This is a genomic window from Variovorax beijingensis (assembly GCF_007828835.1).
In the GTDB taxonomy this organism is placed as follows: Bacteria; Pseudomonadota; Gammaproteobacteria; order Burkholderiales; family Burkholderiaceae_C; genus Variovorax; species Variovorax beijingensis_A.
Window position 1 is genome coordinate 91,791 of sequence record NZ_VIVL01000002.1, and the last position, 18,616, is coordinate 110,406.

Consider the following 18,616-nt stretch of genomic DNA (forward strand, 5'->3'; position numbering starts at 1 on the left):
GACTTTCCAATGACCCGCCGCGGCGGGCAGCAAGGCATCTCCTTCATGGCCACCGCCCTCACAGAAAAGTTCTCCCGCCTCGTCAAGACGATGAGCGGCCAGGCCCGCATCACCGAAAGCAATGTGCAGGACATGCTGCGCGAAGTGCGCATGGCGCTGCTCGAGGCCGACGTGGCGCTGCCCGTGGTGCGCGATTTCGTCGCCCGGGTGAAGGAAAAGTCGCTCGGCCAGGAAGTGCTGGGCTCGCTCAAGCCGGGCCAGGCGCTGGTCGGCATCGTCAACCGCGAACTCGCCGCCACCATGGGCGAGGGCGTGTCCGACATCAACCTTGCGGCGCAGCCGCCCGCGGTGATCCTGATGGCCGGCCTGCAGGGCGCGGGCAAGACCACCACCACCGCCAAGCTGGCCAAGCACCTGATCGAGAAGCGCAAGAAAAAAGTGCTCACGGTGTCGGGCGACGTCTACCGGCCCGCCGCCATCGAGCAGCTCAAGATGGTTACCAAGCAGGCTGGCGCCGAATGGTTCCCGAGCACGCCCGACCAGAAGCCGCTCGACATCGCGCGCGCCGCGCTCGACCACGCCAAGCGCCACTTCTTCGACGTGCTGCTGGTCGACACCGCCGGCCGCCTGGCCATCGACGAAGTGCTGATGAGCGAGATCAAGCAGTTGCACGGCGCGCTCGATCCGGTCGAAACGCTGTTCGTGGTCGACGCGATGCAGGGCCAGGATGCGATCAACACCGCCCGCGCCTTCAAGGAAGCGCTCCCTCTCACCGGCATCATCCTGACCAAGACCGACGGCGATTCGCGCGGTGGTGCGGCGCTGTCGGTGCGGCAGGTGACGGGCGTGCCGATCAAGTTCGCGGGAACCAGCGAGAAGATCGACGGCCTCGAGGTGTTCGACGCCGAGCGCCATGCGGGCCGCATCCTCGGCATGGGCGACATCGTCGCGCTGGTCGAGCAGGTCACGGCCGGCGTCGACGTGGCGGCGGCGCAGAAGCTCGCGGCCAAGGTCAAGAGCGGTGCCGGCTTCGACCTGAACGACTTCCTCGGCCAGCTGCAGCAGATGAAGCAGATGGGCGGCCTCTCCAGCCTGATGGACAAGCTGCCGCAGCAGATGGCCGCCAAGGCCACCGAAGCCGACATGACCCGCGCCGAGCGCGACATCCGCCGCAAGGAAGGGATCATCCAGAGCATGACGCCGCTGGAGCGCCGCAAGCCCGAGCTGCTCAAGGCCACGCGCAAGCGCCGCATCGCGGCCGGCGCGGGCGTGCAGGTTCAGGAAGTGAACCGCCTGCTCAACGAGTTCGAGCAGATGCAGGGCATGATGAAGAAGATGAAGGGCGGCGGCCTCATGAAGATGATGAAGAAGATGGGCGGCATGAAGGGGATGGGCGGGATGGGTGGGCCCGGCGGTCCCAAGCTGCCGTTCTGAGCCCCACGCATATATATAGATAGATAGAAGCCCGCCGGAGGGTGCTCCGGCGGGCTTCGTCGTTTTCAGGTCTGCACGTCGTAGACCGTCGCGTGCGCTTCCACCGGCGCGGGCAGTTCCCAGCGATGCAGCATCCGCTCGATGCCCGCGTTCGACAGCGTGGTGTCACGCTCGCGGTTGCGGCGCATCAGCTCGGGATGCGGCACCTCCAGGTACACCAGCTCGATCCGGGCGTGGTACGCCCAGAGCAGGTCCAGCGTCTTGGCGCGCATCTGCTGGCTCAGGTGCGTGGCGTTCCAGACGAAGCGCTCCTGCCTGCGCAGCAGCGCCTTGGCCCGATCGATCGCGTGGTGCGCGGCCAGCCCGTCGTTTTCGCCGTGCTTCAACCCGAGTTCGGCACGCGCATCGTCGAAGGACACCACCGACCAGCCCTTGCGGTGCTGCGCCACCCAGTGGTTCTTGCCGCTCGCGGGCAGGCCGCACATCACCGTCACCTGCGAACCCGCCGTCTGGAAGAGGGGGTAATCGGGACTGGTGTCCGCGCCACGGAAGTAGGCCAGCCGAGTGTGGGCATCGGCCATTTGGCGGGAGCCTTCCCAGCTGCCTTCTTCCTGGGCCAGCTCCTCGAAGAGCGCGATATCGGCCATGCTGTCCGCGCGCTTCTCGTAGTGGCGCCCGAGCATGTCGCAGCGCGCCACGCAGCACAGGTCGGGCAGGCTCAGCTCCCACGAGAGCTTGTGCACCAGCCACTCGGGCCGCAACCCCTTGCGCGAGGCAAAGGCATGGAACGGCAACTGGTGCACCGCGATGATCCGGCATACCGCTTCGCGCAGCGCGAACGGCACGCGCGCCTTCCACATCAGCACGCGGACGTCGACCGAACCGCGGCGCGAATGGCCGGGCTGACCGATGCGGCCGCTGGCTTCGTCGATCACCGTGGTGTCAGGCTTGGCGATATCGTGCAGCAGGCAGGCCATGAACAGCACGAAACGGCCGTCGACATCGGCGCGCTGGTAGTGCGGATCCTGCATCAGCGCGTCGAGCACCATGCGCGTGTGGATGCCGACGTTGCCTTCGGCGTGGTAGTACGGGTCTTGCGGCGTCTCTTCGAGGCGCAGCAGGCCCGGCAGCAGCTCGCAGCACTGCCGCCAGTCGGTGTCTTTGCCAGGCGCGGGCACCAGGGCGCGCAAATCGTCGCAGGTCATCGCGTCCTCCCGGGGGGCGTGAGTTCGGCTGGGGCGTGCAATGTGCGCAATCCCAGGTCTTGCCATGTGGTCGTGGGCGTCGGTGCGTACGGATCCACGCCTGCCGCCAGTCGATTGGGCAGCACGGGCCGGCGGCTGTGGTGCGAGCCCGAGTCGAGGATGGTCTGCACGAAATCAGGCCGAACCCACTTGTAGCGGCCGGTGACCTCGCCCTGCGATTCGGTCTTGAGGTACAGGCCCTCGGCCAGGTCCGACAGGTCGGTCTGCTGCCGCACGAGGTCGAGCGGCTGGCCTTCCTGCATCACGGCCTGTTCGAAGGCCGCCTTCCAGCCGGCACTGCGCGCGAGCGACGGTCGCACGAGGAGGCGCAGTGCTTTCGCGTGGCGCGGCATCTCGCCGTCGTAGAGCACCGGCACCGAAACGACCGGGCTGCCGTCGAGCAGCGCGTGCCGTGCCGGCGTCGACAGGAAACACTGCCTCTGCCGATCGTAGAGGTCGAACTCGAGAAAGAACGCGGGCAGCCGATCGTACCAGCAGCTGTGCTTGGCAAAGCACCACTCGCCGTACATGACGTAGCGGTCTTCGAGCCGTTCGAGCAGCCCCGCTTCATGCGCAGCGGCCCAGTGCTTGAACAGGTTGAACTGCCGCTCGCTGGCCCCGCCCGCGAGATAGTGGCCGCGCGACTGCAGCAGCAGTTCACCCGCGGAGGTGAACGACACGGCCGCGTTGGCGCCATCGAGCTTTTCCTCGATGACCACATGCTGGCCCTGCAGCGCGGACAACGGCGTCTGGTCAGCGTCGGTGTCGCCGGCCTGCAGGCGCGAGCCTTCCAGATGCGCAGTACGCGGGTACTTGAGCAGTGGAACCGATGAAAGTGAAGAGAGAGGGAACACGTTGTTCTCCGGATGCAAATCAGGAAGAACCGACAACGTGCGGGAGCGAAGCTGGGAAGAGAGTCGACTTCAGCGACCGAGGAGGCCGTGTCTGGTCAGCGGGATGCGCAGCTTGGCGCCCGACATGACCAGTGAAGTGGTGTTGTCGGCGTCAGGGGGTTGTGACGGCGAATCGGGGCACTTGGCGCTCCAGGGGATCGAGGGATCCGTGGGTTGAAAAAAGAAGGCGCGATTCTAGCCACGCGCCATGAAAAAAGCCGACCTCGAGGTCGGCTTTTTTCGAGACTGTGTCTTCAGCGCATCAGGCCGTTGCCAGCGCCGCAGGGCGCGCCAGGCGCAGCGCATGCATCCAGGCGCGGCGCAGCACGGCCGGCGAACGCGATTCCTCGGGAATCAGCAGGAAGCCGCGGTCGCGCAGCGAGGTGCCCAGCGCGATCTGGCTGGTCAGCACCGTGAGCGGAATGGCCAGCAGCAGCGGCAGGCCCACCGGCATGAGCCAGATCAGCGCGCTCGGATCGATCATTGCGACACCCAGGGCCAGCGCGCCGACCACCACGCTCATGGGAGCGAGCTGCGTCACGGCGACCTTCCACGGCACGGCAGCGGCTTCACGCGGGGGCGACTTCCAGTCGAGCTTGATGCCGGTGAGGGCGACCAGCACGAACAGCGAGTGGGCCAGCATGCGAACCGGCGCCTGCACGATGGCCAGGCTGCTTTCGAGCACCGAGCTCTTCACCAGGCCCCAGAGGCCGCCGTACTGGCGCTGCTCGCCGCGCATCAGCACGGCCGCGATACCGAGCACGCGGGGCAGGAACAGGAGGCACAGGGTCCAGACCCACAGGCCGGCGAGTTCCGCCGGCAGCACGCTCCAGCTGGAGATCAGGCTCGAGCCGCTCAGCCACAGCGCGGTGCCGAGCGTCAGGAATGCGAGCCACAGCGGCGCCGAGACGTAGGCCATGGTGCCGGTCACGAACATGGCGCGGTGCACCGGGTGGATGCCGGGCTCGGCCATCAGGCGGGCGTTCTGCAGGTTGCCCTGGCACCAGCGGCGGTCGCGCTGCAATTCGGCCAGCAGGTCCGGCGGCTGCTGCTCGTAGCTGCCGACCAGGTCGGCGCAGAGCCACACGTTGTAGCCGGCGCGGCGCATCAGCGCGGCTTCGACGAAGTCGTGCGACATGATGCCGCCCGACATGCCGCCGGTGCCCTTGATGGGCGCCAGCGCGCAGTGCTTCATGAAGGGCTCGACGCGGATGATCGCGTTGTGGCCCCAGTAGTGCGATTCGCCCAGTTGCCAGAACTGCATGCCCAGCGTGAACAGGCGGCCCGTCACGCGGGAGGCGAATTGCTGCGCGCGGGCATGCAGCGTCACGTGGCCGATGGCCTGCGTGGCGGTCTGGATGATGCCGGCGGTAGGGTTGGCTTCCATCAGCTTGACCATCGAGGTCAGGCAATCGCCGCTCATCACGGAGTCGGCGTCGAGCACGACCATGTAGCGGTAGTCCTTGCCCCAGCGGCGGCAGAAGTCGGCGACGTTGCCGGCCTTGCGGTGCGTGCGGCGGGTGCGCAGGCGGTAGTACACCTCGACCTGCGGCTGGTTGGGGCTGTCGGCCAGCGCGGCGCGCAGGTCTTCCCAGGCGGCGCGCTCGGCGGCGGCGGTTTCGGGCGAGTAGCTGTCGGACAGCACGAACACGTCGAACTGCTTCGCGTGGCCGGTGGCTGCGACCGATTCGCAGGTGGCGCGCAGGCCGGCGAACACCGTGGCAACGTCTTCGTTGCAGATCGGCATGATGATCGCGGTGCGTGCCTCGGGGTTCATCGGGTGGTGGGCCACCTGCTTGACCGAGAGCGCGTGCTTGTCACCGCGCACCGAGACGTAGAAGCCCATGAGCGCGGTCACGAAGCCGGTGACGACCCAGCCCGAGAGCAGGCCGTACAGGCCGATCTGGCCGTATTCGAGCCAGACGTTGTCGTAGTCGGGTTGCACGCCGGCAAACAGCACGGACGCGATCACGGTGCTCAGCAGCGTGAGCGCCATGAATGCGAAGCGGCGCTGGGCCGCGGCGCGTTGCCAGGGCTGCTTGACCTGGGCGCCGGCTTCGGCGGTCTGGCTTTCCGGCTTGCCGCCGGCGCCGAGCTTGACCAGGAGGGCCGTGCCGATGCTGTTCCAGAAGCCGCGCCAGGGGCGGGGCGTCATGGAGCCGCGGTTGACCGGCGGAGCGGTCACGGAATTGGGGTGGCGTTCTTCGCGCACCGGGCTGCGGTGCGAAAAGTCGGCTTCGGTCAGCACGTTCAGTTGGGAGAAGTCGTTCGGCTTCATGTGTGATTTACCAACGTTGCTTGTCGAGGGAAGGGGTGTCGCCAATGGCAGGAAAGCGCTTGATCACGCAATCCGGTTCGGCGCCGCCCGCGCTTGCGAGCGCGGCCACCGAATGACCGGCGGCACGAGGCCGCACGGGGGAAAACTGCTTTTGACGCAGGCCGTCGCGCTGCTGGCGCAGTGCGAAAGATGGGCTGGTGAGTGCTGTCATGCCTGTACAGGGGCAAACCCTGTGCCAGGCTGGAAAAACGCTTTCAGATCAACGACTTATGGCGATCTGGATGCTGTTTTCGGGGTTGGAGCCGGCTGGAAGGCCCCGAAACCCCGGTTTTTGTCGCCGAATCCCGACAAGCCCGCGAGGCTGGTGGAGAATGGCCTTTTAAATCAACAACTTAGGGGCGTCGCTAGTCGGCGACAGGCTCGCTGCCCGGAGCGACAGCGTCGGCCTTGAAGTGGCCCGGCGTGAGTTCGTGCTTCTGCAGCAGGCGGTAGAACTCGGTGCGGTTGCGGTCGGCCAGCCGGGCGGCGTCGGCCACGTTGCCGTCGGTCAGCTTGAGCAGCCCGACGAGGTAGTCGCGCTCGAAGCGCTGCTTGGCCTCGGCATAGGTCTGGACCTCGACCGTGGGCACGCGCAGCGCGCGCTGCACCAGCGCCAGCGGGATCAGCGGCGAGCTCGACAGCGCGCAGACCTGTTCCACCACGTTGTAGAGCTGGCGCACGTTGCCGGGCCAGGCCGCGGTGGCCAGCGCCTTGAGTGCCTCGGGCGCGAAGCCGGACAGGCGCTTGCCGTACTTGGTCGAGAGCTTCTGCAGGAAGTGGTTGGCCAGAAGCGGAATGTCCTCGCGCCGGGCCGACAGCGGCGGCAGCGTGAGCGTGACCACGTTGAGCCGGTAATAGAGGTCTTCGCGGAACTGGCCGGCTTCCATGGCGACATCCAGGTCGCGGTGGGTGGCCGAGATGATGCGCACGTCGACCTCGATCGACTGGCTGGCGCCGAGCGGGCGCACCGCGCGCTCCTGCAGCACGCGCAGCAGCTTGACCTGCAGGGCGGGCGGCATGTCCCCGATTTCGTCGAGCAGCAGCGTGCCGCCGTCGGCCTGCTGGAACAGGCCCTTGTGGTTGGCGTGGGCGTCGGTGAAGGCGCCCTTCATGTGGCCGAACAGCTCCGATTCGAGCAGCGCCTCGGGGATGGCGCCGCAATTGACGGCCACGAAGGGCTTGTCGGCGCGCGGGCTGGCGCGGTGGATGGCGCGCGCCAGCAGTTCCTTGCCGGCGCCGCTGTCGCCGCGCAGCAGCACCGAGGCGTCCGACTTGGCGACCATGCGCGCCTCGGCCAGCAGCTCGGACATGCGGTTGCTGCGGCTCACGATCTCGGCGCGCCAGCTTTCGTCGCCGGCCTTGGCGGGCGTGCTGGCCGGTGCGCCGAGCGCCAGCGCCTGCGCGATCTTGTCGAGCAGTTCGCGGCCGTCGTAGGGCTTGGTGAGATAGGTGAACACGCCGCGCGCCGTGGCCTCGACCGCATCGGGAATGGTGCCGTGGGCGGTGAGCAGGATCACCGGCAGCGAGGGGTGGCGCTTTCGGATCTCGTCGAACAGCTGGAGTCCGTCGCGGCCGGGCAGCCGCACGTCGCTGAGCACCAGCTGCGGATGCTCGATCTCGAGCTGCGTGAGCGCGGTTTCGGCCGAGGTCACGGCCGTGACCTGGTAACCCGCCGAGCTCAGCCGCATCGAGAGCAGCCGCAGCATGTCCGGGTCGTCGTCGACCACCAGCAGGCGCGCGCCGGTCGTGCTCATCGATGGGGCTCCTTGGGCAATCGCCGGCTGCGGTTCATGGATTGGGCCTGGTGCCGGAGGGCGGAGGCAGGGTCGGCGCCGGCACGTTGTTGGGACGCGCGAAGCTGCGCTCGATGGCGCGCAGCGCCTCGATGCGGTCGTTCAGCTGGTCGATGCGGCGCTGGCTTTCGCGCACCTGCTGCGCCTGCTTGTCGCGGTCGTCCTCGACGCGGCGCTGCTCCACGTAGCGCGCGGCCAGCGCGCGCGCCAGCGGCTGCAGGGGCTGCGCCTCGGGCGAGGGGTTGGAGATCACGCGCTGCATCAGGCCCAGCGCGCGCGCGAGGTCGGCCGGCACCCGGGTCTGCGCGAGCAGCAGTGCAAGCTGCATCTGGGCGGTGGGCGAATCGCCCGGATCGCCGGCGCGGGTGATTTCGGCGGCCAGCTCGGCGCCGCCCAGCGGGCGCATCTTGTCGGCATAGGCCAGCATGGCCGCGACCGGGCCCTGGGTCATCAGCGTGAAGAGCGAGGCGGGCTGCGTGGCGGGCGCCTTGGGCTCGGCCTCGACCGGCATCACGCGCGGCACGGCGGGCGGCGGCGGCAGGGCCTCGGCCTCGGCGGGTGGTGCGGGCTGTGTCGCGCAGGCGGCCAGCAGCAGGACGAAAGGCATGGCCACCGCCCCGGACAGGGTCGAACTGCGGACGAACGGAAAAAGCATGGATTGAAGAAAAGGCAAGAGGCGGTATTTGTTTTCAGGTGGATGCCCGGGGGCTTCACGGTGGGTTCAGGCCGTGCGCGGCAGTTCGATGCGAAAGCGCGCGCCGGGCCCCTCTGGCAGCAGGGTGATGCGGCCCCCATGGGCAGCAATGTACTCCTGCACGATCGAAAGGCCGATGCCCGTGCCCTTGACGGCATGCTCGGGCTGGCGTTCGCCCCTGTAGAAAGGCTCGAAAATCCGGTCCCGGTCGCCCTCGGCAATACCCGGGCCCGCGTCGTTGATATCGATGCACGCGGTGGTGGGCGTGCCGGACACCACGATCGAAATGACGCCGCCGCGCGCCGAATACCGGATCGCGTTGGACAGCAGGTTGGCCACCGCCGTGCCGAGCTTGGCGCGGTCCACCGGGAGCGTGATCGACTCGCCCTCGGCATGGACGCGCAGGCCGTGGGCCTGCCATTGCAGGCGCTGCGCCTCGATCTGCTCCTCGACCAGCGGCAGCAGGTCGGTGCGTTCGCGGCGCAGTTCGCGGGCCTCGAAGGCGGCGGCGTTGAAGCGCAGCAGCGCCTCGATCTGGCCCTGCAGCGAAACGGTGTTCTGGTTCAGGATCTGCGCCACTTCGAGCTGGGCCGGATTGAGCGGACCCGTCACGCCGTCTTCCAGCAGCGAGACGCCTTCGCGCAGCGCCGCCAGCGGCGTCTTGAGTTCGTGCGAGACGTGGCGCAGGAAGCGTGCCTTGTCGGCATCGAGTTCGGTCAGGCGCAGGCGCAGCCACTCGAGCTGCTGCGACAGCCGCCGCACGTCGGCCGGGCCGCGGATGTCGATGGGCTCGTCGAGCCGGTTCTGGCCGAGTCCGACGATGGCGTGCTCGAGCCGCTTGAAAGGGCGCGCGAGCCAGATGCCGAAAGCCAGCGCCAGCGACACCGCCAGGATGCTGGCGGCCACCACTTCGCGCATCAGCCGGCGGCGCGCGTTCTCGATGCGCTTGGCCAGCGCGTCGTTCTGCATTTCGATCAGGAACTGGGCCTGCTGCGCAAGGTTCGTGTTCAGCGAATCGAGCTCGCGGAACTGCATGGCCATGCCGCTTTCGCGCGAGAGCGCGCTCTCGGGGCTGCCGCTCATCAGCCCCTCGATCACGCCGAGCTGGGCGCGCCAGAGCTCGATGCCCGAAGGTGCGAGGCCGTTTCTCTCGAGCCTTTCGAGCACCTGGTGCGCTTCGCGCGCGGCGTCGTCGAAGCGGCGGCGCAGCACGGCGTCGTTCAGCACCAGCGACTGGCGACCGGCGCGCTCCATGGCGGCACTGCGCTCGGCCAGCGACTGGGCCGCGCCCGAGAGCCGCAGCGCACGGGCCGCCGCATCGCGGCTCTGGGTCATGAGCGCGTCGTACTGGAACACCGAGCGCAGCGCCACGCCCACCAGGAGGGCGGTGATCAGCAGGAACGCGAAAAGCAGGAGCTGCTGGAACGAGCCCCGTCTGGACGGCCGCTTCGCCATCAGGCGGCGAGCGCGGCGGGAACCGGCACCGTCGACGATTCGCGCGTGGCCACTTCGCCGCGCAGCGTGTAGGCGAGCGAGCGCGTGATGCGCAGGTCGGCCATCTGCCCGACCAGGCGTGCGTCGCCTTCGAAGTTGACGACGCGGTTGCAGGCGGTGCGGCCCATCAGCTCGTTCGCGTCCTTGCGGGAAGCCCCTTCGACCAGCACGCGCTGCGTGGTGCCGACCAGCGCATCGCCGAAGCGGCGCACGTTGCCGTCGATCACGCGCTGCAGCGTCTGCAGGCGGGCCAGCTTCACCGCATGGGGCGTGTCGTCGTGCAGCGCGGCGGCGGGCGTGCCGGGGCGCGGGCTGAAGATGAAGCTGAAGCTGTTGTCGAACTGGCAGTCGTCGATCAGCTTCATCATCCTTGCGAAGTCTTCGTCGGTCTCGCCCGGGAAGCCGACGATGAAGTCGCTGGAGAGCGCGAGTTCGGGCCGGATGGCGCGCAGCTTGCGCACCGTGCTCTTGTATTCCATGGCGGTGTAGCCGCGCTTCATGGCCATCAGGATGCGGTCGCTGCCGTGCTGCACCGGCAGGTGCAGGTGGCTCACCAGCTGCGGCACTTTGGCATAGGCCTCGATCAGGCGCGGCGTGAACTCGTTGGGGTGGCTGGTGGTGTAGCGGATGCGCTCGATGCCGGGGATCTCGGCGACGTACTCGATCAGGAGCGCGAAGTCGGCGATCTCGGCCGTGTCCCCCATGCGGCCGCGGTAGGCGTTCACGTTCTGCCCCAGCAGCGTGACTTCGCGCACGCCCTGGTCGGCCAGGCCGGCGATTTCCACCAGCACGTCGTCCAGCGGCCGGTTCACTTCCTCGCCGCGGGTGTAGGGCACCACGCAGTAGCTGCAGTACTTGGAGCAGCCTTCCATGATCGAGACGAACGCCGTGGCGCCCTCGACGCGCGCGGGCGGCAGGTGGTCGAACTTCTCGATCTCCGGAAAGCTGATGTCGACCTGCGGACGGTCCAGGCGCTCGCGGTCCTTCAGCATCTCGGGCAGGCGGTGCAGCGTCTGCGGGCCGAACACGATGTCGACGTAGGGCGCGCGCGCGATGATGGCGTCGCCCTCCTGGCTCGCCACGCAGCCGCCCACGCCGATCTTCACGCCCCTGGCCTTCAGGTGCTTCACGCGGCCGAGGTCGCTGAACACCTTTTCCTGGGCCTTCTCGCGCACCGAGCAGGTGTTGAACAGGATCAGGTCGGCCTCGTCCACGTTCTGCGTCGGCTCGTAGCCCTCGGCGGCGTTCAGCACGTCGGCCATCTTGTCCGAGTCGTACTCGTTCATCTGGCAGCCGAAGGTCTTGATAAATACTTTTTTGCTCATGGGGTGCTTTCCTGGCCTTCCTCGCCGGGAGGGCCGATGCAGGGCGCTTGCGTGGTCCTGCGGCGCGGCGGGCGCGGCCCGCCGGCATCTTTATTGCGTGTTGACGGTGTCGTTCGAAGTGAACGGCCAGATGTTCAGCAGCGGCTTGTCGAGCGACTCGCGCTTGGCAACGGCTTCGTCGGGCGTGAGGATCCAGACCTCGCGCAGCAGGCCGGCGGCATCGCGCGTGTAGTTGACGAGGAATTTCTGGCCCGTGATGGCGCTGGACATGACCAGCATGTTCTGCGCGCTGCGGATGCGGCCGCCCGGCGCCATGCGGTCAGGCTTGCCGTCGAGTTCGACGTCGACCCCGTCGATCACCATGAACTTGCCGCGCAGCGTGCCGACCGGGAAGGTGCGCCCGCCCACCAGGGACTCGTTCTGGGTCTGCGGCCGGGGCACCTCGGACTGGGCCGCGGCGCCAATGGAAAAAAGGCTTGCAGCTACTGTGCAAAGCGCTATGAAAGTGAGAGCATTCGTGGGTTTCTTGCAGCGGTTCATGGGGTATATCCAGAGGCTGTGGAGCGCCGATTTTAGCGGCGGGGTGAAATCATCCCCGGCGCCTGCCACAGCGGGTTGTACATGGGCCCTGGCATTGCGGCTTTACTTATCTTTACGGCACTCACGGACACTGCGAGTCGACGGCTGCTCCAATAGCCGCTGTCAGCCCAAAGTGCACAAGAACCCATGAAGAAAAAACTCGTCCTCGCTCTTGCAGGTGTGTTGATCGTAGCCGTCGCGGGATGGTGGTGGAACGGGTCGGGCGATCGCATGGCGGCAAAGAGCGCCAGGCCGGCCGCCGCCGGTGGAGCCCCCGCGAATGGCGCGCCGGCCGCGCTCGTCACGCTCGCCACCGCCGAGCGGCAGGACGTGCCGGTCACGGTGCAGGTCAACGGCAGCGTGGTGTCGCTCAACAGTGTCGATTTGCGGCCGCAGGTGACCAACACCGTTGCGGCGGTGCACGTGAAGGAAGGGCAGTTCGTCAAGGAGGGCCAGTTGCTCTTCACGCTCGACGACCGCAACGACCAGGCCAACCTGGCGCGTGCGCGCGCCCAGCAGAAGCGCGACGAGGCCACCATGGCCGACCTCGAGCGCCAGTACAGGCGCAGCCAGGAACTGCTGGCGCAGAACTTCATTTCCAAGAGCGCCACGGACGCCACGCTGTCGCAGCTCGAGGCGCAGCGCGCCGCGGTGGCGGCCGACCGCGCCGCGGTGCAATCGGCGCAGGTGGCGCTGGGCTACGCCACCTTGCGCGCGCCCATTGCGGGGCGCATCGGCGCGGTCAACATCTACCCCGGCACGCTGGTGCAGCCCACGCTGTCGCTGGTCACCATCACGCAGCTCGATCCCATCGCGGTGAGCTTCCCGGTGCCGGAGGCCAACCTGCAGGACCTGCTGGCGGCGGCGCGCAGCCGGGCCAAGGTCGAGGCGCTTGTCAGTGGACGCAAGGAGCCGCTCAGCGGCGTGCTCAATTTCGTCGACAACACGGTCGATCCGCAGATCGGCACCGTGCGCGCCAAGGCGGTGTTCGACAACGCCGACCAGAGCCTCTGGCCGGGCCAGTTCGTCGGCACGCGGATCACGGTCCGCACGCTCTCCGGCGCCACGGTGGTGCCGGCCGCGGCGCTCATGATGCTGTCCGACGGCGCTTCGCTCTACGTGGTCGACCAGGCCATGAATGCCAAGCGCCGCAAGGTGCAGGTGCTCTACACCTTCGGCACCAAGGTGGCGGTGAGCGGCGTCGAGCCGGGCGAGCAGGTGGTCATCGAGGGCAGCCAGAACGTGCGCCCGGGCGGCAAGGTTCGCGTCGACAAAAAGCCCGCACCCGCCGGCACCACCGGTGTCACGCCGGGCAGCGCAGCCTCCTCGGACACCCAGGCTCCGCGGGAACGCGCATGAACATCTCCGAGCTGTGCATCCGTCGTCCCGCGATGACGGTGCTGTTGTCTGCGGCAGCGGTGGTGGCGGGCATCTTTGCCTACTTCAGCATCCCGGTTGCCGCGCTGCCGAGCTACAACACGCCGGTCATCAACGTGAACGCCCAGTTGCCGGGCGCGAGCCCCGACACCATGGCTTCGTCGGTGGCGCTGCCGCTGGAAAAGCAGTTCTCGACCATTCCGGGCCTGCAGACCATCAGCTCGGTCAACACCCAGGGCGTGAGTTCGATCACGCTGGAATTCGTGAGCAGCCGCGACATCGACGCCGCCGCGGTCGACGTGCAGGCCGCGCTGCTGCGCGCCCAGCGCCAGTTGCCGCAGGAACTGACGCAGCTGCCTTCGTACCGCAAGGTGAACCCGGCCGACGCGCCGGTGCTGTTCATCTCGCTGATCTCGCCGTCGATGAACCCGTCCGAGCTCAACGACTATGCCGAGAACCTGATCTCGCCCACGCTCTCCACCATCGACGGCGTGGCACAGGTGGCGGTGTATGGCCGCAAGGCCTTCGCGGTGCGCATCAAGGCCAATGCCGACCTGCTCAATGCGCGCAACATCACGCTCGACGAGCTGGCCAAGGCGGTGAATTCGGCCAATGCCAACACGCCGGTCGGCGTGCTCGACGGGCCGCGCCAGACGCTCACCATCCAGGCCAACCGGCAGCTCACCAAGGCGGAAGATTTCGCCAAGCTGATCGTCGGGCAGCGCAACGGCGCGCCGGTGCGGCTCGACGAAGTGGCCACCATCGAAGACAGCTTCGAATCGGTCAAGACCGCGAGCAGCTTCAACGGCCAGAGCTCCATCTCGCTGGCCGTTCAGCGCCAGCCCAATGCCAACACGGTGGAGGTGGTGGACGCGGTGCGCGCACTGATCCCGCGCTTCAAGGCCGAGCTGCCGCAATCGGTCGAGATCCACATGGTGAACGACCGCTCGCTCTCCATCCGCGAGGCCGTGCACGACGTGCAGCTCACGCTGCTGGGCACCGTTGCGCTGGTGGTGCTGGTGATCTTCCTGTTCCTGCACCGGCTGGTGGCCACGCTGATCCCGGCCGCGACCATTCCCATCTCGCTGATCGGTGCGGTGGCCCTGCTCTACGCCTTCGGCTACAGCCTGGACAACGTCTCGCTGCTGGGCATCACGCTGGCCGTGGGGCTGGTGGTGGACGACGCGATCGTGGTGCTGGAGAACATCATGCGCTACGTCGAGAAGGGCATGGAGCCGATGGCTGCCGCGCTGCGCGGGGCGCGCGAGGTGGGCTTCACCATCATCTCGATCTCGATCTCGCTGGTGGCGGTGTTCATTCCCATCTTCTTCATGCCGGGCGTGATCGGCCTCCTGTTCCATGAATTCGCGGTGGTGGTGGCGCTGGCGGTGCTGGTGTCGGCCATCGTGTCGCTCACGCTGGTGCCGATGCTCGCGAGCCGGCTCCTCAAGCACGTGCCGCGCAAGGAAGGCGTGCTCGACCACGAGGAAGAGCACCCCGAGCCGGGAACCGCCGTCGGCCGCGCCTTCGAGCGCGGCTACCGCTGGGTGCATGCAGGCTACATGCGAACGCTCGACTGGACGCTCGCGCACCGCAGGCTGATGCTGCTGCTGGCGGGCGGCACCTTCGTGGTCACGGCCTGGCTGTTCGTCTCCATTCCGAAGGGCTTCTTCCCCGAGGAAGACATCGGGCAGATCCAGATCACCACCGAAGCGGCCGAGGACATCTCCTTCACCGCCATGAACGCGCTGCAGGAACGCGTGGCCGCTTCGCTCCAGGCCGACCCGAGCGTGGCTTACGTGAGCTCGTTCGTCGGCGTGGGCGGGCCGACCGCCACGCAGAACTCCGGCCGGCTGTTCGCCGTGCTCAAGCCGCGCAGCGAGCGTCCCAAGATGGCCGTGGTGCTCGAGTCGCTGCGCCAGCGCTTCCGCGAGATCCCGGGCATTGCGGTCTACATGCAGCCGGTGCAGAACCTGCGCCTGGGCGGCCGCCAGAGCAAGGCGCGCTTCCAGTACACGCTGCAGAGCGTCAATGCGGGCGAGATGGTGCCTTGGGCCACGCGGCTCATGGAGCGCATGCGCGCCGACCCGGCCTTCCGCGACGTCACCAGCGACTCGCAGAACCGCGGCTTGCAGGCCACGCTGGAGATCGACCGCGACAAGGCCGGCGTGCTCGGCGTCGCCGTGGGCGACCTGCGCACCGCGCTCTACAACGCCTATGGCGACCGGCAGATCGGCAGCATCTACGGCGCGAGCAACACCTACCAGGTGATTCTCTCGGCCGCCGACAACGACCGGCAGTTCGAGGACGACGTGTCGCGCCTGTCGGTGCGCAGCACCAGCGGCCGGCTGGTGCCGCTGTCGGCCTTCTCGACCGTCAAGCGCACCGTGGGGCCCACCTCGGTCAACCACCAGGGGCAGCTGCAGGCGGTGACGGTGTCGTTCAACCTCGCGCCCGACGTGCCGCTGGGCAACGCGACCGCGAAGATCGACCAGTTCAAGCAGGAGCTGAAAATGCCGCAGTCGATCATCACCACCTATGGCGGCGATGCAGCGGTGTTCCAGAGCTCGCAGGCCAGCCAGGCCGTGCTGCTGGTGCTGGCCGTGCTCGTGATCTACGTGCTGCTGGGCGTGCTGTACGAAAGCTACATCCACCCGCTGACCATCCTGGCCGGGCTGCCGTCGGCGGCCGTGGGCGCCTTGCTCTCGCTCAAGCTCTTCGGCTTCGACCTGACGCTGATCGCGACCATCGGCATCCTGCTTTTGATCGGCATCGTGAAGAAGAACGCGATCATGATGATCGACTTCGCGCTCGATGCGCAGCGCACCGAGGGCATGAAGCCGGTGGATGCGATCCGCGAGGCCTGCCGGCTGCGCTTCCGACCGATCCTCATGACCACGCTGGCCGCGCTGATGGGCGCGCTGCCGCTCGCATTGGGGCTGGGCGCCGGCGCCGAGCTGCGCCAGCCGCTGGGCGTGGCGGTGGTGGGCGGGCTGATCTTCTCGCAGGTGATCACGCTCTACATCACGCCCGCGATCTACCTGGCGCTCGACCGCTACAGCGGCACCGGGCCGATGGTCGAGCTGCCGGGCGAAGCCAAGGCCGAGGCCGGTGGTGCCGCGGGGCATGCGGCCTCGCACGCCTAGGTCGTTGTCTCGTCGAGAACGTCGTCGTCTGCCGCCAGGTGGGCGGTGTCGCTCCAGCCGACGAGGCTGAAGCCCTCGGGCGTCCACAGCATGCGGTTGATGGCCGCATTGCCGAGCTGCCAGGTGCGCGGCGCCTGCAGCTCCTGGCGCGTGGCGGCACGGTAGAGCACGTCCATCACGCCGCCGTGCGCCACCAGCGCCACCAATTGGCCCGGATGGCGCGCGGCCAGTTTCGACGCGATGCGCGTCACCCGTTCGCGGAAGACCAGCAGGCTCTCGCCGCCCTCGGGCTGGAATTCGGGATCGCGCTCGCGCCAGCGCCGGGCCTGCTCGGGCAGGGTGGACTCGATCTCGGCAAAGCTCATGCCCTCGAAGCGGCCGAAGGCACGCTCGCGCAGGCCGGGTTCGGGCTGCACCGCGAGGCCGTGCGGCCTGGCGATTTCCTGCGCGGTCTGCCAGGCGCGCGACAGGTCGCTGGCGTAGATCACGCCGATGTCCTCGTGCGCCAGCGCCTGCCCGACGCGCCGGGCCTGCCAGAGCCCGGTGTCGTTGAGCCCGATGTCGAGCTGGCCCTGGATGCGCGTGTCGACGTTCCAGGCGGTTTCGCCATGGCGAACGGCAATCAGGCGGGTGATTTCTTCCATCGGTCAGATTCTAGAAGCGCGTCATTTCTTCTTCGCGGTGGACAGCTCGATGTTCACCCGGCGCTCGCCCTGCGGCGGATTCGGAAAGCCCTGCAGCGCCGCTTCGAACATCACCGGCAGGATGGTCGCGCTGACGTTGTACGGGCCCTCGTTGCGGGCCCGCGTTTCGTAGACCACGCGGTTCGAGCCGATGTCGCGCAGCACGATGCTTACTTCGCGCTCGTACCAGGGGTTGGCCGCGGGCGGCATGAAGGCCGGGCCGCCGTACCAGCCGCCGCCATACCAGCGGCGTGCGTAGCCGGGATAGCCGTAGCCATAGCCCCAGGGCCCGTCGAAGAGCCACGGGTCGGCCCAGGGCGAGAGGCCGGCCGTGACGCGGGCGCCGATCTGCGCGCTGTATTGCGGCCTGGCATCGTCGCGGCGCAGTCCCACTTTTTCGAGCGCGGCTGCGGCCATGGCCTCGAGCGATTCCTGCCGGGCGGGGTCGGCCTGCTGTGACGGCAGGCGCTCGAAGCGGTAGCTGGCGCCGGGCGCCACGGTGCCCGGCGACGCGAAGCTTTTCACATCGCTGTCGACCACCCAGGAGGTGGCGCAGCCGCTCAGGCTTGCTATCAGAAGAAGAGCTGAAAATGCACGTTTCATGAGGATCTCCGGGCTAGTCGGCCCAAAATTCCCCTGGGTTGCCCGCTCAGCCCTGAAGGATGCGCAGGGCGGCAGGTGCCTGGGAGAGCAGGTCGAAGGAGGGCGCGTCGAAGGCCTTGTCGCCGTCTTCGTCGGCCACGCCGGTTGCCTTCAGACCCTTGAAGTCGTGCCGCGTTCCGTCGAGCAGGTGCGAGGGCACCACGTTCTGCAGCGCGGTGAACATGTTCTCCACGCGGCCGGGGAATTTCCTGTCCCACTCGCGCAGCATTTCGCCGACCTGCTTGCGCTGCAGGTTTTCCTGGCTGCCGCAGAGCGTGCACGGAATGATCGGGAATTCGCGGTGCTGGGCCCAGCGCACCAGGTCCTTCTCGGCCACGTAGGCGAGCGGGCGGATCACGATGTGCCTGCCGTCGTCGCTCACCAGCTTGGGCGGCATGCTCTTGAGCTTGCCCCCGAAGAACATGTTGAGGAAGAAGGTCTGCAGCATGTCGTCGCGGTGGTGGCCGAGCGCGACCTTGGTGGCGCCCAGTTCGTCCGCCACGCGGTACAGGATGCCGCGGCGCAGCCGGCTGCACAGGCCGCAGGTGGTCTTGCCCTCGGGAATCACGCGCTTGACGATGCTGTAGGTGTCCTGGTTCTCGATGTGGAAGTCCACGCCCAGTTCGCTCAGGTATTTGGGCAGCACCTCTTCGGGGAAGCCGGGCTGTTTCTGGTCGAGATTGACCGCGACGATGTCGAAATGAATCGGCGCGCGGGCCTTGAGCTTGAGCAGGATGTCCAGCATGGCGTAGCTGTCCTTCCCGCCCGAGACGCACACCATGACCTTGTCGCCGTCCTCGATCATGTTGTAGTCGACGATGGCGCGGCCCACCTCGCGGCACAGGCGCTTCTCGAGCTTGTGCGTCTCGCGTTCGATCTTCAGGGAGTTGGCGGGGGTGGCGCCGGCGACGGGCGCCTCGTCGATCCAGACGGCGTTCATGGGTGGGCTGCTTCGGTCAGGCAAATCGGGGGGAGGAGGGCCTGATTTTGCCTTG

Annotated in this window: 15 protein-coding genes; 3 read left to right on the top strand and 12 right to left on the bottom strand. The window is 67.8% G+C overall.

Annotated features, from left to right (window positions below; all coding sequences use genetic code 11):
- The first annotated feature begins 45 nt into the window (after positions 1-45).
- A complete protein-coding gene (ffh, locus tag FB547_RS06730; protein ID WP_124960436.1) occupies positions 46-1,434 on the top strand; it encodes a signal recognition particle protein in 1,389 nt (462 codons plus the stop codon).
- 65 nt (positions 1,435-1,499) lie between these two features.
- Here the strand turns inward: ffh and FB547_RS06735 are convergent, their stop codons facing one another.
- The 9 genes from FB547_RS06735 to FB547_RS06775 form a co-directional block, all read right to left on the bottom strand.
- The gene (locus FB547_RS06735; RefSeq protein ID WP_145740718.1) at positions 1,500-2,639 is read right to left on the bottom strand and encodes an AAA family ATPase; all 1,140 of its coding nucleotides are present in this window, start codon (positions 2,637-2,639) and stop codon (positions 1,500-1,502) included.
- On the bottom strand, positions 2,636-3,532 hold the full coding sequence (locus FB547_RS06740) for an RNA ligase family protein (RefSeq protein WP_145740719.1): 897 nt from the start codon (positions 3,530-3,532) through the stop codon (positions 2,636-2,638). The genes FB547_RS06735 and FB547_RS06740 overlap by 4 nt, the downstream gene beginning before the upstream one ends.
- Before the next feature lie 301 nt (positions 3,533-3,833).
- The gene (mdoH, locus tag FB547_RS06745; protein ID WP_145740721.1) at positions 3,834-5,849 is read right to left on the bottom strand and encodes a glucans biosynthesis glucosyltransferase MdoH; all 2,016 of its coding nucleotides are present in this window, start codon (positions 5,847-5,849) and stop codon (positions 3,834-3,836) included.
- Positions 5,850-5,856: 7 nt separating this feature from the next.
- Entirely contained in the window at positions 5,857-6,060 is a 204-nt protein-coding gene (locus FB547_RS06750) for a hypothetical protein (protein ID WP_012746113.1), read from the bottom strand.
- A 193-nt stretch (positions 6,061-6,253) separates the two neighbouring features.
- Entirely contained in the window at positions 6,254-7,642 is a 1,389-nt protein-coding gene (locus FB547_RS06755) for a sigma 54-interacting transcriptional regulator (protein ID WP_145740723.1), read from the bottom strand.
- Positions 7,643-7,676: 34 nt separating this feature from the next.
- Positions 7,677-8,288, bottom strand: a complete 612-nt coding sequence (locus tag FB547_RS06760; protein ID WP_225612797.1) for a hypothetical protein — start codon at positions 8,286-8,288, stop codon at positions 7,677-7,679.
- Positions 8,289-8,402: 114 nt separating this feature from the next.
- Positions 8,403-9,830 carry a sensor histidine kinase gene (locus tag FB547_RS06765; RefSeq protein ID WP_145740725.1) on the bottom strand — a complete coding sequence of 476 codons (1,428 nt, stop codon included), beginning with the start codon at positions 9,828-9,830 and terminating at the stop codon, positions 8,403-8,405.
- Positions 9,830-11,194: a tRNA (N6-isopentenyl adenosine(37)-C2)-methylthiotransferase MiaB gene (miaB, locus tag FB547_RS06770; RefSeq protein ID WP_145740727.1), complete on the bottom strand. Its 1,365-nt coding sequence runs from the start codon at positions 11,192-11,194 to the stop codon at positions 9,830-9,832. The genes FB547_RS06765 and miaB overlap by 1 nt, the downstream gene beginning before the upstream one ends.
- Before the next feature lie 90 nt (positions 11,195-11,284).
- Positions 11,285-11,602 carry a hypothetical protein gene (locus FB547_RS06775; protein ID WP_261380238.1) on the bottom strand — a complete coding sequence of 106 codons (318 nt, stop codon included), beginning with the start codon at positions 11,600-11,602 and terminating at the stop codon, positions 11,285-11,287.
- 402 nt (positions 11,603-12,004) lie between these two features.
- Here FB547_RS06775 and FB547_RS06780 point away from each other — a divergent pair, with 402 nt between their 5' ends.
- Positions 12,005-13,132 carry an efflux RND transporter periplasmic adaptor subunit gene (locus FB547_RS06780; RefSeq protein WP_145741980.1) on the top strand — a complete coding sequence of 376 codons (1,128 nt, stop codon included), beginning with the start codon at positions 12,005-12,007 and terminating at the stop codon, positions 13,130-13,132.
- Positions 13,129-16,296, top strand: coding sequence for an efflux RND transporter permease subunit (locus FB547_RS06785; RefSeq protein ID WP_145740731.1), 3,168 nt, complete (start codon positions 13,129-13,131; stop codon positions 16,294-16,296). Before FB547_RS06780 ends, FB547_RS06785 begins: the two co-directional genes overlap by 4 nt.
- On the opposite strand, the gene FB547_RS06790 is transcribed toward FB547_RS06785, so the two are convergent.
- Genes FB547_RS06790 through ttcA form a run of 3 tightly spaced genes read right to left on the bottom strand, consistent with a single transcriptional unit; the run spans position 16,293 to position 18,561 of the window.
- Positions 16,293-16,940 carry a histidine phosphatase family protein gene (locus FB547_RS06790; protein WP_145740732.1) on the bottom strand — a complete coding sequence of 216 codons (648 nt, stop codon included), beginning with the start codon at positions 16,938-16,940 and terminating at the stop codon, positions 16,293-16,295. The two genes, FB547_RS06785 and FB547_RS06790, sit on opposite strands and share 4 nt — an antisense overlap.
- 21 nt (positions 16,941-16,961) lie before the next feature.
- Complete coding sequence (locus tag FB547_RS06795) at positions 16,962-17,582, bottom strand: DUF4136 domain-containing protein (RefSeq protein WP_145740734.1); 621 nt, start codon at positions 17,580-17,582, stop codon at positions 16,962-16,964.
- 46 nt (positions 17,583-17,628) lie between these two features.
- On the bottom strand, positions 17,629-18,561 hold the full coding sequence (gene ttcA / locus FB547_RS06800; protein WP_145740735.1) for a tRNA 2-thiocytidine(32) synthetase TtcA: 933 nt from the start codon (positions 18,559-18,561) through the stop codon (positions 17,629-17,631).
- Between the last annotated feature and the right edge of the window lie 55 nt (positions 18,562-18,616).

What these genes read in the sequence shown, in the direction of transcription:
- FB547_RS06735 (WP_145740718.1), bottom strand. Translation starts at nt 2,639, where the DNA reads ATGACCTGCGACGATTTGCGCGCCCTGGTGCCCGCGCCTGGCAAAGAC.
- FB547_RS06760 (WP_225612797.1), bottom strand. Translation starts at nt 8,288, where the DNA reads ATGCCTTTCGTCCTGCTGCTGGCCGCCTGCGCGACACAGCCCGCACCA.
- FB547_RS06785 (WP_145740731.1), top strand. Translation starts at nt 13,129, where the DNA reads ATGAACATCTCCGAGCTGTGCATCCGTCGTCCCGCGATGACGGTGCTG.
- FB547_RS06750 (WP_012746113.1), bottom strand. Translation starts at nt 6,060, where the DNA reads ATGACAGCACTCACCAGCCCATCTTTCGCACTGCGCCAGCAGCGCGAC.
- FB547_RS06765 (WP_145740725.1), bottom strand. Translation starts at nt 9,830, where the DNA reads ATGGCGAAGCGGCCGTCCAGACGGGGCTCGTTCCAGCAGCTCCTGCTT.
- FB547_RS06790 (WP_145740732.1), bottom strand. Translation starts at nt 16,940, where the DNA reads ATGGAAGAAATCACCCGCCTGATTGCCGTTCGCCATGGCGAAACCGCC.
- miaB (WP_145740727.1), bottom strand. Translation starts at nt 11,194, where the DNA reads ATGAGCAAAAAAGTATTTATCAAGACCTTCGGCTGCCAGATGAACGAG.
- ttcA (WP_145740735.1), bottom strand. Translation starts at nt 18,561, where the DNA reads ATGAACGCCGTCTGGATCGACGAGGCGCCCGTCGCCGGCGCCACCCCC.
- FB547_RS06795 (WP_145740734.1), bottom strand. Translation starts at nt 17,582, where the DNA reads ATGAAACGTGCATTTTCAGCTCTTCTTCTGATAGCAAGCCTGAGCGGC.
- FB547_RS06780 (WP_145741980.1), top strand. Translation starts at nt 12,005, where the DNA reads ATGGCGGCAAAGAGCGCCAGGCCGGCCGCCGCCGGTGGAGCCCCCGCG.
- ffh (WP_124960436.1), top strand. Translation starts at nt 46, where the DNA reads ATGGCCACCGCCCTCACAGAAAAGTTCTCCCGCCTCGTCAAGACGATG.
- mdoH (WP_145740721.1), bottom strand. Translation starts at nt 5,849, where the DNA reads ATGAAGCCGAACGACTTCTCCCAACTGAACGTGCTGACCGAAGCCGAC.
- FB547_RS06755 (WP_145740723.1), bottom strand. Translation starts at nt 7,642, where the DNA reads ATGAGCACGACCGGCGCGCGCCTGCTGGTGGTCGACGACGACCCGGAC.